Origin of the sequence: Streptomyces sp. NPDC012935, assembly GCF_042900345.1 — a bacterium.
GTDB lineage: Bacteria > Actinomycetota > Actinomycetes > Streptomycetales > Streptomycetaceae > Streptomyces.
On sequence record NZ_JBIBBC010000002.1, the window covers coordinates 60,005 to 73,290 of the forward strand.

Sequence of the window (13,286 nt, forward strand, 5' to 3'; positions counted from 1 at the left end):
TTTGTTCCCGTTCGTGGCCCGTACGCGTGTCAGCCCAGGAGCGGAAGCAGCCCGCCCAGGTCAGCGCGCTCCCCGCTCGCGCTCACCTTGGCCTCCGCCACGGCGTCCTGCCACGCCACCCGCCCGGTCGCCAGCCGGATCCAGGTCAGTGGATCGGTCTCCACGACGTTCGGCGGCGTGCCCCGGGTGTGCCTCGGCCCCTCCACGCACTGCACGACGGCGTACGGCGGGATCCGCACCTCGGTCGATCCGCCGGGCGCCTTCGCGGCGAGCGCGTCGGCGAGGAGGCGAGTGCAGGCGGCGAGGGCCTGGCGGTCGTGGGGGATGTCGAGGCCGGGGAGGGCGGCGTTCAGGTCGTCGGTGTGGACGATCAGTTCGACGGTTCGGGTGACCAGGTAGTCGGCGAGGGTCATGGCGCCGGTGAGCGCGGCGAGGAGACGTTCGCCGGGTGCCTGCGCCAGGTTCCGCGTGAGGTGTTCCTCGGTACGGGCGTAGAGCGCGTCGAGGTCAGGGTTGGCGGCGGCGATGTCCTGGGTGCGGTCGGCGATGTCACCGGCGCGGGCGGCCGTGGCGAAGGGCCAGTCCAGGAGGGTCAGTTCGGCCTTGGCCGGCTCGTCGCGGTCGAGGTTGCGGTTGACGCTCCCCGCGGCCATGGCCACGTGCGCGGCGAGGTCCCGCACGGTCCAGCCCGGCAGCCGGGTGGGGAGCGCGAGCTGCTCGTCGGTGAGGGTGCGGACCGCCTGCCGTACATGCCCGAACTGGGTGAGGACCGCGGTGCGGATCCTGGCGGGGTCGTAGGTGCGGGCGCGCTTCTTGACCGGGGGCATGGGGGTCAGCCTAGAGCGGGTCAGCCTAGAGCGGCGGCGGTGGAGGGCACCTCGAAGGTTTCCCCGTTGCGGGGGACCCCGACGCCGTGCCAGGTGAAGGGGACACCCCGGTCGGCGTCCGGGTCCGGGCCGTCCATCAGCTGGAAGTGCAGGTGCGGCTCGGATGAGTTGCCCGAGTTTCCGCAGCGGGCGATGACCTGCCCGGCGTGCACCCGGTCGCCCTCCCGGACGGCGAGCGAGCCGCGCCGCAGGTGCGCGTAGGCCGCGTAGGTGCCGTTGCCGAGGTCCAGGATCAGGTGGTTGCCGAGGATGCGGCGAAGGCCCGCCATCTCGCGCACCGAGCCCTCGACCAGCATCAGGTACAGCAGCCCCACGAGCGAGTTGCGGCTCAGGTGATCGCGCTGCCCGTCGACCGCCCGCACGACCGTGGCGTCGGCGACCGCGAGGATCGGCGCCTCGAAGGCCGGGAAGTCCTGGGGACGCCGGGCGATCGGCCACAGCCAGTGGAAGCCGGGGCGGGCACCGGGGTCCGGCTCGGCGAGGATGTCGATGGCGTACGTCTGCCCGTGGGCGTGGACGCCATGGCTCGGGGTGCGGTCGGCCGGACTGTTCAGCGCGGACCAGCGGCCGGTGACCGGTGGGGCGACCTCGAGGGGTTGCGGCGCCCGGCGCGAGCTGTCCGGGGCGCCGCCCCAGCGGTTGGCGACGGTCACGAGGACGTATGCCAGGACCAGCGGCAGGAAGTCCCACCAGACCGGGTAGCCCCAGCCGAAGCCGATGTGGGCGATCACCAGGCCGATGAAGGCCAACTGGAGGCCGCGGAAGGCCACCATGGCGAGCTTGCGTGCGGACATCGTTCCCCCTCCGGGTCGATCCGTGTTCGACCCTTGCTTCGGGCTGTGCTTCGGGCGTAGCTGCTCCGGTCTTGTTACGGACGGGCCGCCGACAGCGCCACCAGCAGCGGTACGACGCGCCCCGGCGGCACCTCGTAGCGGCCCCGGCCGGTCGTGTGCAGCCAGCCCGCGCCGGTGAGCTGGCGCAGGTGGTGGTAGATCTGGCCGGTCGTGCCGACCTCGTCCAGCTCGGCCAGTTCGGCCGCGGTACGGCGGCCGGCGATGACCTCGCGGAGCAGCCCGAGCCGGACCGGATGGCCGAGGGCGGCGAAGGACTCGGCGGCCTCGGTCCACTCGGCGTCCAGCAGCCCGTCGGTCAGCGCGCCGTGCTGCCACTCGTACTGCTCCCCGGTCGGCAGCCGTACCGCGCCGGTGAACAGCACCCCTCCGTCGGCCGCGCCCAGCTCGGCCAGCTGCTCCTTGAACCCTTGCAGGGCCCAGAAGTCGCCCTCGCCGATGCGGGGGGCGGTCTGCTGCGCGCTCTCCAGCGCCGCCAGCCGTCGCTCGAGGTCGGCGACACGTTGTTCGAGTTCCATGCTTCGATATTACGGAAGTACGTAATTACGTGCAAGCCTCGGGTTCGAGTGCCGAGTGCCGGGTGCCGGGTGCCGGGTGCCGCGGAGGCGGTACGACGAAGCCCCCGCCCGGTGACCGGACGGGGGCTTCGGAGCCGTAGGACCCCTCGTTTTACTTCAGCAGCGCCGGAATCGTCGCCTCGTGCGTCTCGCGCAGGTCCTCAAGGGACAGCGCGAACTCGCCCTGGAGCTCCACGGAGTCACCGTCGACGACACCGATGCGGGTGACCGGCAGGCCCCGCGCACCGCACATGTCGTTGAAACGGAGTTCCTCGGAGCGCGGCACGGCGACGACCGCGCGTCCCGCCGACTCGGAGAAGAGGAAGGTGAAGGCGTCCAGCCCGTCCGGTACGACGAGTCGCGCGCCCTTGCCCCCGAGCAGCGCCGACTCCACGACCGCCTGGATCAGACCGCCGTCGGACAGGTCGTGCGCGGAGTCGATCATGCCGTCCCGGGAGGCGGAGATCAGGATCTCGGCGAGCAGCCGCTCGCGCTCCAGGTCGACCTGCGGCGGCAGACCACCGAGGTGGTCGTGCACGACCTGCGACCAGGCCGAACCGCCGAACTCCTCACGGGTGTCGCCAAGGAGGTAGAGCAGCTGGCCCTCCTCCTGGAAGGCGACCGGCGTGCGCCGCGCGACATCGTCGATGACGCCGAGGACCGCCACGACCGGCGTGGGGTGGATGGCCGCCTCGCCCGTCTGGTTGTAGAGGGAGACGTTGCCGCCGGTCACCGGGGTGCCCAACTGCAGGCAGGCGTCCGCCAGTCCGCGCACTGCCTCCGCGAACTGCCACATCACCGCCGGGTCCTCGGGCGAGCCGAAGTTCAGGCAGTCGGAGACCGCGAGCGGCTTGGCGCCGGTCGTGGCGACGTTGCGGTACGCCTCCGCCAGCGCCAGCTGGGCACCGTGGTACGGGTCCAGCTTCGCGTACCGGCCGTTGCCGTCCGTGGCGATGGCGACGCCGAGGCCGGTCTCCTCGTCGATGCGGATCATGCCGGAGTCCTCGGGCTGGGCGAGGACGGTGTTGCCCTGCACGAAGTGGTCGTACTGCGAGGTGATCCACTTCTTGGAGGCCTGGTTCGGGGAGCCGACCAGTTTCATGACCTGGTCCTTCAGCTCGGCCGAGGTCGTGGGCCTGGGCAGCTTGTTCGCGTCGTCGGCCTGCAGCTCGTCCTGCCAGGACGGGCGGGCGTAGGGGCGCTCGTAGACCGGGCCCTCGTGCGCCACGGTGCGCGGGTCGACGTCGACGATCTTGCCGCCGTGCCAGTAGATTTCCAGGCGTTCGCCGTCGGTCACCTCACCGATGACGGTGGCGATGACGTCCCACTTCTCGCAGATCTCCAGGAACCGGTCGACCTTCTCCGGCTCGACGACCGCGCACATGCGTTCCTGCGACTCGCTCATGAGGATTTCCTCGGGCGAGAGCGTCGAGTCACGCAGCGGTACGTCGTCCAGGGTCACGCGCATGCCGCCGGAGCCGTTGGAGGCGAGCTCGGAGGTGGCGCAGGACAGGCCGGCCGCGCCGAGGTCCTGGATGCCGACGACCAGCTTCTCGGCGAAGGCCTCCAGGGTGCACTCGATGAGGAGCTTCTCCTGGAAGGGGTCGCCGACCTGGACGGCCGGACGCTTCGACGGCTTGGCGTCGTCGAAGGTCTCGGAGGCGAGGATCGACGCACCGCCGATGCCGTCGCCGCCCGTACGGGCCCCGTACAGGATGACCTTGTTACCCGCACCGGACGCCTTCGCGAGGTGGATGTCCTCGTGCCGCATCACACCGATGGCACCGGCGTTGACCAGCGGGTTGCCCTGGTAGCAGGAGTCGAAGACGACCTCGCCGCCGATGTTGGGCAGGCCCAGGCAGTTGCCGTAGCCGCCGATGCCGGCGACGACACCGGGCAGCACGCGCTTGGTGTCCGGGTGGTCCGCCGCACCGAACCGCAGCGGGTCCACGACCGCCACCGGCCGCGCGCCCATCGCGATGATGTCGCGCACGATGCCGCCCACGCCCGTGGCCGCGCCCTGGTAGGGCTCGACGTACGACGGGTGGTTGTGCGACTCGACCTTGAAGGTCACGGCGTAGCCCTGGCCGACGTCCACCACACCGGCGTTCTCGCCGATGCCGACGAGCATCGCGTCGGACTCGGGGGCCTTCTCGCCGAACTGGCGGAGGTGGACCTTGGAGGACTTGTACGAGCAGTGCTCGGACCACATGACCGAGTACATGGCGAGCTCGGCACCGGTGGGCCGGCGGCCGAGGATCTCCACGACCCTCTCGTACTCGTCCTTCTTCAGGCCGAGTTCGGCCCAGGGCAGCTCGACGTCGGGGGTCGCGGCCGCGTGCTCGACCGTGTCCAGAGGCGTCCGGCTCATGCGTTGACCAGCTTCTTGAGGATCGAGGTGAAGAAGGGGAGACCGTCCGTGCGGCCCGACCCGATGAGGGGCTCGACGGCGTGCTCCGGGTGCGGCATGAGGCCTACGACGTTGCCGGCCTCGTTGGTGATGCCGGCGATGTCGTTGAGCGAGCCGTTCGGGTTGCCGTATCCATCAGCGGCTTCGCCGCGGACGACGTACCGGAACGCGACCCGGCCCTCGGCCTCCAGCTTGTCCAGCGTGTACTGGTCGGCGACGTACCGGCCGTCCATGTTCTTGAGCGGGATGTGGATCTCCTGCCCGCTCTCGTAATCACTGGTCCAGGCGGTTTCCGCGTTCTCCACCCGCAGCTTCTGGTCGCGGCAGATGAAGTGCAGATGGTCGTTGCCGAGCATCCCGCCGGGCAGCAGATGCGCCTCGGTGAGGATCTGGAAGCCGTTGCAGATACCGAGGACCGGCAGTCCGGTCTTCGCCTGCTCGATGACGGTCTCCATCACCGGCGAGAACCGGGAGATCGCTCCGGCGCGCAGATAGTCGCCGTAGGAGAAACCGCCGGGCAGCACCACGGCGTCGACCTGCTTGAGGTCCTTGTCCTTGTGCCAGAGAGCGACCGGTTCTGCGCCGGCGAGGCGGATCGCGCGCTGGGTGTCCCGGTCATCGAGACTCCCCGGGAAAGTGACGACGCCAATACGAGCGGTCACTTCGCCGCCTCCGCGACTTCCTCCACCTTGACGGTGAAGTCCTCGATCACGGTGTTGGCGAGGAAGGATTCCGCAAGATCGTGGATGCGGGCGAGCGCGGCCTCGTCGACCGGCCCGTCAACTTCCAGTTCGAATCGCTTTCCCTGACGTACGTCCGAGATGCCTTCGAATCCCAGCCGCGGCAGTGCGCGCTGCACCGCCTGGCCCTGGGGGTCGAGGATCTCCGGCTTGAGCATGACGTCGACTACGACGCGTGCCACTGGCACTCCCGGTGTGTGGTGCTGAGCAGGTTCCTTCAGACTACCCGCACAAAATTTCTACGCGAGTAGAGTTGTAGGAAGCTACGTGACAGCCATCACGATGATGTACTGGAGGGGGGTGTTCACGAAAAGTTACGGGAAAGATCCCCGATCAGCCGCAGATAGGTATTGCGCTCGGACACGCGGACAGATTTAGTCGGGCTTCACATTGCATTGCCGGGCACTGTACAAATGAATTGGCAAATAGCCGACACGGCACGTCATCCCAGCTGAGCTGTATGACATGCCGGACGAAGGGACCGATATTCGTGGCGCAGAAGGTCGTGGTCACTCTCTTTGACGACATCGACGGCTCGGAAGCGGCGGAAACGATCGCCTTCGGACTCGACGGCAAGTCGTACGAGATCGACCTGAATGAAGCCAATGCCAAGAAACTGCGTAAGGCGCTCGCGCCCTACGTGGACGCCGGCCGCAAGCGGTCGAAGTCCGGCAAGGCGTACAAGCAGACCGAGGTCGCCCCGGACCCGGCGGCGGTCCGGGCCTGGGCCCAGGCCAACAAGATGGAGGTGCCGGCCCGCGGCCGCATCCCCAAGAAGGTCTACGAGGCGTTCGCCTCGGCCCAGTGAGGTGCTCGTTCGGGACGTGTCCTCAGGGTCCGTCAGCGCACCCTGAGGACGGCCGACTTGGGCCGGTGCGACAACCGACTTGCGCTACCCCCCTGCTGATCAGCTAATGTCTGGGGCACGCCGCCGGGCGGGGCAGAAAAGCCCAGCTCGCCGAGCATGCGGGTGTAGTTCAGTAGTAGAACATCCCCCTTCCAGGGGGAAGGCGCAGTGTGCAATTCCTGTCACCCGCTCTGCACCGCCGTACTGACCACGTAAGTGGATCAGGTAGGCTGGTGCTCGCACCGATCGGTGAGAGCCGGTCGGGGGCAATGCGGACGTAGCTCAGTTGGTAGAGCGCAACCTTGCCAAGGTTGAGGTCGCGAGTTCGAGCCTCGTCGTCCGCTCGGGAATCAGACCCCGGTCCTAATGGATCGGGGTCTTTTCGTGTGCCGCGCGCCGGGTCTCTGACATTTGTCATGCGGAGCGGTGACACCGCGCACTGCTTCCGGCTTCGGATCGCCGGGATGCTGATGTCATGAACATCAACGAACACGAACACGTGATTGAGGTCACTGACCTGCGTCGTGTGTACGGGGGCGGGTTCGAGGCGGTGCGCGGGATCACGTTCTCCGTGGACCGCGGCGAGGTCTTCGCGCTGCTCGGCACCAATGGCGCGGGCAAGACGTCCACCGTCGAGCTGTTGGAAGGACTCGCCCGGCCCGCCGCGGGACGGGTGCGGGTGCTCGGGCACGACCCCCACACCGAGCGGGACGTCGTACGGCCGCGGACCGGGGTGATGTTGCAGGAGGGCGGCTTTCCGTCCGAGCTGACCGTCGCCGAGACCGCGCGGATGTGGGCGGGGTGCGTGAGCGGGGCCATGCCCGAGGCCGAGGCCCTGGACAGGGTCGGGCTCGGGCGGCGGGCCGGGGTGCGGGTGAAGCAGCTGTCCGGCGGTGAACGGCGACGGCTGGACCTGGCACTCGCCCTGCTCGGCAGGCCCGAGGTGCTGTTCCTGGACGAGCCGACGACCGGGCTCGACGCCGAAGGGCGCCGGGACACCTGGGAGTTGGTGCGGGAGCTGCGCGACGCCGGTACGACCGTGCTGCTGACCACGCACTACCTCGAAGAGGCCGAGAACCTCGCCGACCGGATCGCGATCCTGCACGAGGGACGCATCGCGGCTGCCGGGACACCGGCCGAGGTGACGGCGGCCCAGCCCTCGCGGATCACCTTCGAGCTGCCCGACGGCTACTTCGTCGGGGATCTGCCGCCCCTCGACGACATGGGCGTGCGCGAGCACGAGGTCGACGGGCGCGTCGTACGGCTGCGCACGCACGAGCTGCAGCGCACCGCGACCCGGCTCCTGGTGTGGGCGGACACGGCAGGGGTGGAGCTGCGGCGGCTGGACGTGCGGCCGGCGTCGCTGGAGGAGGCGTTCCTGGGGATCGCGCGGGATGCGGCCGGCGCCGCCGAGAAGAAGGAGTACGCGGCATGAGTACGGCGATGACCACCCCCGTGGGACGCATGGCGGCGCTGGCCCGCGCCGAGGTGACGCTGCTCGGACGCAGCAGGGGCACACTGTTCGCGGCGCTGTTCGTGCCGCTGTTGCTGCCCTTCAGCGTGCGGGAGGCCGCGAAGGGGATGGACCTGGCGGAGGCCGGCCTGTCCCTCGGCACGGTCGTCCTGCCCGCCTCGATCGGCTTCTCACTGCTCTACGCGGTGTACGCCACGCTCGTCTCCGTCTACACCGCCCGGCGCGAGGAACTCGTCCTCAAACGGCTGCGCACCGGCGAGCTCAAGGACACCGAGATCCTGGCCGGGGCCGCGCTGCCGGCCGTGGTCACGGGGGTCGCGCAGAGCCTGGTGCTGGCGGTCGGCTGCGCCGTCCTGCTCGACGTGGGCGCGCCTGCCGCTCCCCATCTGGCCGTGCTGGGACTGCTGTTGGGCATCGTGCTGTGCGCGTCGCTGGGCGCCGTGACCGCGTCGTTCACCCGCAGCGTCGAGAGTGCGCAGGTCACGACGCTGCCCGTGGTGTTCCTCTCCATGATCTTCTCCGGGATGTTCGTCCCCCTCGAGGTGCTGCCGGACCGGGTGGCGTCGGTGTGCGAGTTCCTGCCGCTGACCCCGGTGATCACTCTGCTGCGGGGTGGCTGGACCGGCGATCTGTCGGCGTACGAGGCGATCGGTCCCGTGGTGACCGGGCTGGCCTGGACAGTCCTGGGCGTGTTGGCTGTGCGACGGTGGTTCCGGTGGGAGCCACGGCACTGAGGCAGGGGGGACGGCGCATGCGCGGGCCGGGAATGTGGTGGCGGGGCAAGAGCACGCCGGCGAAGGTGGAGACGTACACCCGGTGGTCGTTCCACTTCTTCGCGGTGATCGAGGTCGCCACGCTCGGTCTGCCCGCCGTCGGCTCGACGACGTCCGAGCCCGGGATCGCCCGCTGGCTGCTCCTGATGGTGTGCGCGCACGCCGTGGCCTGTGCCTTCACCGCGTCGCGGGCCCTCGACTGGACGCGCGGCCGCCGTGCGCAGCCGCTGCGGGCGATGGCGGGACTCGTCACCGTCGCCCTTGCGGTCGTCGTCGCCGCCACCCTCATCGTGCGGTACGGCCCGAACGGCGAGGAGGTCGACACCGCGGTGGGCACGGTCCTGGGCGGCACACTGGCCTTCACGGTCGGCACCCTCACGCTCGGCGTCGGCAGCAGGCAGCGCGTGTTCGCGGTCGTCGCGGGAACCGCGGTGGCCACCGGACTCGTGGCCCTGCCGCTCGGCTCCCCGGTCCCGGCGGCGCTGGGCGCGACGGTCGCGGTCTTCATCGCCTGCGGAATCCTGGCCCTCACGTCCGGTTTCTCCGTCTGGCTCCTGAACGCCGTCTACGAACTCGACGAAGCCCGCGAGACCCGGGCCCGGCTCGCCGTCGCCGAGGAGCGGCTGCGGTTCGGACGGGACCTGCACGACGTCATGGGGCGGAATCTGTCGGTCATCGCCCTGAAGAGCGAACTCGCCGTGCAGCTCGCGCGGCGCGGGCGGCCCGAGGCCGTGGAGCAGATGATCGAGGTGCAGCGCATCGCGGGCGAGTCGCAGCGCGAGGTGCGGGACGTCGTACGGGGCTATCGGGAGGTCGACCTGGAGGTCGAACTGGCCGGTGCACAGGGGGTGTTGACGGCGGCCGGGATCGAGTGCCGGGTGACCGGCCGGACGGCGGGGCTGCCCGTCGAGGTGCAGTCGGCGCTGGCCTGGGTGGTGCGGGAGGGGACCACCAATGTGCTGCGGCACGGGAATGCAGGGCGGTGCTCGGTGGGGGTCACGGTGAGCGAGGGACACGTGGTGTTGACGGTGGAGAACGACGGGGCCGCCGGAGCCCCCGACGGGGGTGGGGGCTCCGGGCTCGCCGGGCTGCGGGAGCGGCTCGCCGCGGTGGACGGGACGCTGGACGCCGGTCATGTGGGCGAGGCGGTGTTCCGGCTGGTGGCCGAGGTGCCGCTGGCGGGGGCGGGCGTGCGGGAGGTCGCCGTATGACCGACCTGCGGAGCGACCGCGCCACCGGCCGCCCGGCAGGGCCCGTACGACTGCTCCTCGCCGACGACGAGCATCTGATCCGGGGGGCGCTCGCCACCCTGCTCTCCCTGGAGGACGACCTCGTGATCGTCGCCGAGGCGGCGACCGGGCCGGAGGCGCTGGCGATGGCACGGGCCCACGAGCCGGACGTGGCCGTCCTCGATCTCCAGATGCCCGGCGCGGACGGTGTGAAGGTCGCCACATCACTGCGGGCCGAACTGCCCAGGTGCCAGGTGCTGATCGTGACCAGTCACGGGCGGCCCGGGCATCTGAAACGGGCCCTTGCGGCGGGTGTGCGCGGGTTCGTCCCGAAGACCGTCAGCGCACAGCGGCTCGCGGAGATCATCCGTACCGTGCACTCCGGAAACCGTTACGTCGACCCGGAGTTGGCCGCCGACGCCATCGCCGCCGGGGACTCACCGCTGACCGCGCGGGAGGCCGAGGTGCTGGAACTCGCCGCTGACGGCGCGCCCGTCGCGGAGATCGCGGAGCGGGCCGCGCTGTCGCAGGGGACCGTGCGGAACTATCTGTCCTCCGCCGTGTCCAAGCTCGGGGCGGAGAACCGGCACGCGGCGGTGCGTCTCGCGCGGGAGCGGGGTTGGGTATAGTGGTTCTCGCGCCACGGCGCATGCGAACGTAGCTCAGTTGGTAGAGCGCAACCTTGCCAAGGTTGAGGTCGCGAGTTCGAACCTCGTCGTTCGCTCAGTTTCGAAAGGCCCCCGGTTCTCCGGGGGCCTTTCGCGTTACGCCCAGCTCATACCCGTCAGGCGCTCGTAAGCCTCCACGTACTTCGCCCGGGTCGCGTCCACGACCTTCGGCGGCAGCGGCGGCGGGGGCTGCTCGCTCTTGCGGTCCCAGCCGGAGGCCGGCGAGGTCAGCCAGTCGCGCACGAACTGCTTGTCGTACGACGGCTGCGCACGGCCCGGCTCCCACTGCTCGGCCGGCCAGAAGCGGGACGAGTCCGGGGTGAGGACCTCGTCGGCGATGACCAGCGTCTCTCCCTCGAAGCCGAACTCGAACTTGGTGTCCGCGAGGATGATGCCTCGGTCGCGGGCGATGTCCCGGCCGCGGGAGTAGACGGCGAGGGTCACCTGGCGCAGCTGGGCGGCGGTGTCGGCGCCGACCTGGCGGGCGACCTCCTCGTAGGAGACGTTCTCGTCGTGCTCGCCGACCGCGGCCTTCGTCGCCGGGGTGAAGATCGGGGCGGGGAGTTCGCTGCCGTCGACCAGGCCCTCGGGGAGGGCGAGGCCGCAGACCGTGCGGGACTCGTTGTACTCCGCCAGGCCGGAGCCGGTGAGGTAGCCGCGGGCGACGGCCTCGACCGGGACCATCTGGAGCGACTTGCAGACGAGGGTGCGGCCCGCCCAGTCGGCGGGGGCGCCCGCGGGCACCTCGGTGCCCAGCACGTGGTTGGGGACCAGGTCGGCGAGCTGGTCGAACCACCACAGGGAGAGCTGGGTGAGGATGCGGCCCTTGTCGGGGATCTCGGTCGGCAGCACCCAGTCATAGGCGGACATACGGTCGCTGGCGACCATCACGAGGTCACCGGCCTCGTTCTGGTACAGCTCGCGCACCTTGCCGGTGTGCAGGTGCACCAGGCCCGGAACCTGGATCGGCTCGGGCTTTTCTACGAATCCGGACACGGTTCCTCCCCGTGGTTCTGTCCAATGGGTCGATTGTCCCGTACGGGGCGCTGACCTTGGACTGGGGGTGTGCTGGGTGAGCGGCTGAGCGTGTGCTGGGTGGCGACTGGGGTGTGCTGGGTCGCGACTGGGGTGTGCTGGGTGAGGTCAGTCACGCTTGCAGATGCGGTCCAGGAGGTTGGCGGTGGCGCGCTGGACCCGGGCGTCGACGTGGCCCGGGCGGTCCAGCGCCGGGGACCACGCGAACGTGCCGGACGCGAAGACCAGGGCGCCGGAGGTGGCGCGGTAGAGGGACGTCTCCTGGTGGCGCACGGCGCCTTCGCGGTCGGCGTACGGGGAGTGGGCGAGCAGGATGCGCTCCTCGTGCTCGGGGAGCGGGGTGCGCGGGAAGTAGCGGTCGGCCTCGCCCGCGACCAGGTCCTTGATCTCGTCGCCCTCGTGGGCGCCGGTCGCCTCCCACAGCCAGTGGTCGGCGTTGCGGACGATCAGGGGGTGCGGCTCCGGGACCTGGCCCGCGTACTGGATGCCGATCACCTCCTGTTCGGGGCGGTCGATCTCGCGCCAGAGGACCGAGCGGCCTGGGCCCTTGCGCTTGCGGCAGGTGAGGAGTCGGTCCGGGACGCCGGACGGGGACGGTCCCAACTCCACCTGCCAGTACATGGAGTTGGCGGAGAGGAAGACCAGGGAGGTGCCGTTCTCGCGGGCGAGCTCCACGGTGCGGCGCATGTTCGTCGACCAGTACTCGTCGTGGCCGGGGAAGACCAGGCCTCGGTAACGGGTGGGATCGACGTGTCCCGCGTGCAGGTCGCGGGCGTCGGCGTAGGCGATGTCGTAGCCGTAGCGCTCGGCCCAGCGGATGAAGTCGTAGGCGTGGCCGACGTGCAGGGGCAGGCCCGCGCCCGCGTACGGGCGGTCGAAGGAGACGGTCGTGGCGGCGTCGGCCTCGCCGAGCAGCCGGCCGTCCTCGTCCCACGCGTGGTAGAGGCTGGCGCCGATGCGGCCGTCCTCGGGGTAGAGGTTGTACGCCTGCCAGGTCACATCGGGCAGCAGCAGGAGCAGGTCCGCGGGGTGGTTGTCGCGGACCGTGAACGGGATGTGGGAGCGGTAGCCGTCGACGGTGGTCAGGACGGCCACATACGCGCCGATGCTCCAGTACGACGGGATCTGCAGGCGCCAGGACAGCCACCAGTGGTGGCAGGAGACCGTGCGGTCGGCGGTGAGCGGGGGCGGCTGGACGATGCCGGAGAGGCGGGGGCTGGTGGTGATCTTCGCGGCGCCGTCACCGCCGTAGTGGCCGATGCGGTAGATGTCGACGGCGAATTCCTGCGGGGGGTCGACGGTGATGTGGAAGTCGACGGCCTCGCCGGGGGCGACCGCGCCGGTGGAGATGAAGCCCTTGATCTGGCGGCGGACGTCGTCGGCCGAGCGGGGGCCGGCGCTGCGGGGTGCGGGGACCCTCGGGGTGTCCGATGTCGGTGGGTGGGCCTGGCCGTCCACGTACCAGGGGACGACCTGGCCGGTGTCGTCGAAATACGTCACGTTGCCGCGCAGCCAGGGGACCGGGCCCTGGCCGAAGGGGTCCGTCACGGCGTGCGCGAGTGCCCCCGACTCCCAGCGGCGGATCTGCTCCGACCCCATGCCATACCCTCCCTCGTTCCCCCGTGGTTGTGCATCGAGCGTCGTGTGGTGTGGTGCCCGTCTGCTGCAAGTGCCCTGTGTTGCCTGCGGTTCTGCCGCGCGACATGTGCTTGTGTGGCTGTCGTATGTCGTAAGCCCTTGCCATGTGCGCTATCGGTCCCAGCACATCACATTCCGCACGCATCCTGTCACTATTCGTTGCGAATTGGCCGAAAG

13 protein-coding genes and 3 tRNA genes are annotated in these 13,286 nt (G+C 70.2%); 8 read left to right on the forward strand and 8 right to left on the reverse strand.

From position 1 onward, the window contains the following. Nucleotides 1–29: 29 nt before the first annotated feature. The 6 genes from ACFY5C_RS05550 to purS form a co-directional block, all read right to left on the reverse strand. Entirely contained in the window at nucleotides 30–827 is a 798-nt protein-coding gene (locus tag ACFY5C_RS05550) for a sterol carrier family protein (RefSeq protein WP_389440815.1), read from the reverse strand. 20 nt (nucleotides 828–847) lie between these two features. Further along, nucleotides 848–1,681 carry a M23 family metallopeptidase gene (locus tag ACFY5C_RS05555; RefSeq protein ID WP_389440817.1) on the reverse strand — a complete coding sequence of 278 codons (834 nt, stop codon included), beginning with the start codon at nucleotides 1,679–1,681 and terminating at the stop codon, nucleotides 848–850. 74 nt (nucleotides 1,682–1,755) lie between these two features. Continuing rightward, entirely contained in the window at nucleotides 1,756–2,256 is a 501-nt protein-coding gene (locus ACFY5C_RS05560; protein WP_389440820.1) for an ArsR/SmtB family transcription factor, read from the reverse strand. 151 nt (nucleotides 2,257–2,407) lie between these two features. Continuing rightward, entirely contained in the window at nucleotides 2,408–4,666 is a 2,259-nt protein-coding gene (purL, locus tag ACFY5C_RS05565) for a phosphoribosylformylglycinamidine synthase subunit PurL (RefSeq protein ID WP_389440822.1), read from the reverse strand. Beyond that, nucleotides 4,663–5,367 (reverse strand): phosphoribosylformylglycinamidine synthase subunit PurQ, encoded by a 705-nt coding sequence (gene purQ, locus ACFY5C_RS05570; RefSeq protein ID WP_389440825.1) that lies wholly within the window; start codon nucleotides 5,365–5,367, stop codon nucleotides 4,663–4,665. The genes purL and purQ overlap by 4 nt, the downstream gene beginning before the upstream one ends. Continuing rightward, nucleotides 5,364–5,627, reverse strand: a complete 264-nt coding sequence (gene purS, locus ACFY5C_RS05575) for a phosphoribosylformylglycinamidine synthase subunit PurS (protein WP_015659417.1) — start codon at nucleotides 5,625–5,627, stop codon at nucleotides 5,364–5,366. The genes purQ and purS overlap by 4 nt, the downstream gene beginning before the upstream one ends. Nucleotides 5,628–5,935: 308 nt before the next feature. Here purS and ACFY5C_RS05580 point away from each other — a divergent pair, with 308 nt between their 5' ends. The 8 genes from ACFY5C_RS05580 to ACFY5C_RS05615 all read left to right on the forward strand — a co-directional run bounded on the left by ACFY5C_RS05580 (nucleotide 5,936) and on the right by ACFY5C_RS05615 (nucleotide 10,492). Further along, nucleotides 5,936–6,253 (forward strand): Lsr2 family protein, encoded by a 318-nt coding sequence (locus tag ACFY5C_RS05580; RefSeq protein ID WP_148000186.1) that lies wholly within the window; start codon nucleotides 5,936–5,938, stop codon nucleotides 6,251–6,253. 158 nt (nucleotides 6,254–6,411) lie between these two features. Continuing rightward, nucleotides 6,412–6,483: transfer RNA gene (locus ACFY5C_RS05585), tRNA-Gly, on the forward strand. 80 nt (nucleotides 6,484–6,563) lie between these two features. Then, nucleotides 6,564–6,636 (forward strand) — tRNA-Gly (locus ACFY5C_RS05590). A gap of 131 nt (nucleotides 6,637–6,767) precedes the next feature. Further along, entirely contained in the window at nucleotides 6,768–7,727 is a 960-nt protein-coding gene (locus ACFY5C_RS05595) for an ABC transporter ATP-binding protein (protein WP_389440828.1), read from the forward strand. Beyond that, nucleotides 7,724–8,500: an ABC transporter permease gene (locus ACFY5C_RS05600; protein WP_389440831.1), complete on the forward strand. Its 777-nt coding sequence runs from the start codon at nucleotides 7,724–7,726 to the stop codon at nucleotides 8,498–8,500. Before ACFY5C_RS05595 ends, ACFY5C_RS05600 begins: the two co-directional genes overlap by 4 nt. A gap of 17 nt (nucleotides 8,501–8,517) precedes the next feature. Then, nucleotides 8,518–9,750 carry a sensor histidine kinase gene (locus tag ACFY5C_RS05605; protein WP_389440834.1) on the forward strand — a complete coding sequence of 411 codons (1,233 nt, stop codon included), beginning with the start codon at nucleotides 8,518–8,520 and terminating at the stop codon, nucleotides 9,748–9,750. Further along, complete coding sequence (locus tag ACFY5C_RS05610; RefSeq protein ID WP_389440837.1) at nucleotides 9,747–10,397, forward strand: response regulator; 651 nt, start codon at nucleotides 9,747–9,749, stop codon at nucleotides 10,395–10,397. Before ACFY5C_RS05605 ends, ACFY5C_RS05610 begins: the two co-directional genes overlap by 4 nt. A 22-nt stretch (nucleotides 10,398–10,419) precedes the next feature. Next, nucleotides 10,420–10,492: transfer RNA gene (locus ACFY5C_RS05615), tRNA-Gly, on the forward strand. A gap of 40 nt (nucleotides 10,493–10,532) precedes the next feature. On the opposite strand, the gene ACFY5C_RS05620 is transcribed toward ACFY5C_RS05615, so the two are convergent. Beyond that, nucleotides 10,533–11,432 carry a phosphoribosylaminoimidazolesuccinocarboxamide synthase gene (locus ACFY5C_RS05620; protein ID WP_389440839.1) on the reverse strand — a complete coding sequence of 300 codons (900 nt, stop codon included), beginning with the start codon at nucleotides 11,430–11,432 and terminating at the stop codon, nucleotides 10,533–10,535. A gap of 147 nt (nucleotides 11,433–11,579) precedes the next feature. Next, nucleotides 11,580–13,070 (reverse strand): N,N-dimethylformamidase beta subunit family domain-containing protein, encoded by a 1,491-nt coding sequence (locus ACFY5C_RS05625; RefSeq protein ID WP_389440842.1) that lies wholly within the window; start codon nucleotides 13,068–13,070, stop codon nucleotides 11,580–11,582. Between the last annotated feature and the right edge of the window lie 216 nt (nucleotides 13,071–13,286).

What these genes read in the sequence shown, in the direction of transcription:
- ACFY5C_RS05625 (WP_389440842.1), bottom strand. Translation starts at nt 13,070, where the DNA reads ATGGGGTCGGAGCAGATCCGCCGCTGGGAGTCGGGGGCACTCGCGCAC.
- ACFY5C_RS05560 (WP_389440820.1), bottom strand. Translation starts at nt 2,256, where the DNA reads ATGGAACTCGAACAACGTGTCGCCGACCTCGAGCGACGGCTGGCGGCG.
- ACFY5C_RS05595 (WP_389440828.1), top strand. Translation starts at nt 6,768, where the DNA reads ATGAACATCAACGAACACGAACACGTGATTGAGGTCACTGACCTGCGT.
- ACFY5C_RS05600 (WP_389440831.1), top strand. Translation starts at nt 7,724, where the DNA reads ATGAGTACGGCGATGACCACCCCCGTGGGACGCATGGCGGCGCTGGCC.
- ACFY5C_RS05550 (WP_389440815.1), bottom strand. Translation starts at nt 827, where the DNA reads ATGCCCCCGGTCAAGAAGCGCGCCCGCACCTACGACCCCGCCAGGATC.
- ACFY5C_RS05605 (WP_389440834.1), top strand. Translation starts at nt 8,518, where the DNA reads ATGCGCGGGCCGGGAATGTGGTGGCGGGGCAAGAGCACGCCGGCGAAG.
- ACFY5C_RS05555 (WP_389440817.1), bottom strand. Translation starts at nt 1,681, where the DNA reads ATGTCCGCACGCAAGCTCGCCATGGTGGCCTTCCGCGGCCTCCAGTTG.
- ACFY5C_RS05610 (WP_389440837.1), top strand. Translation starts at nt 9,747, where the DNA reads ATGACCGACCTGCGGAGCGACCGCGCCACCGGCCGCCCGGCAGGGCCC.
- purL (WP_389440822.1), bottom strand. Translation starts at nt 4,666, where the DNA reads ATGAGCCGGACGCCTCTGGACACGGTCGAGCACGCGGCCGCGACCCCC.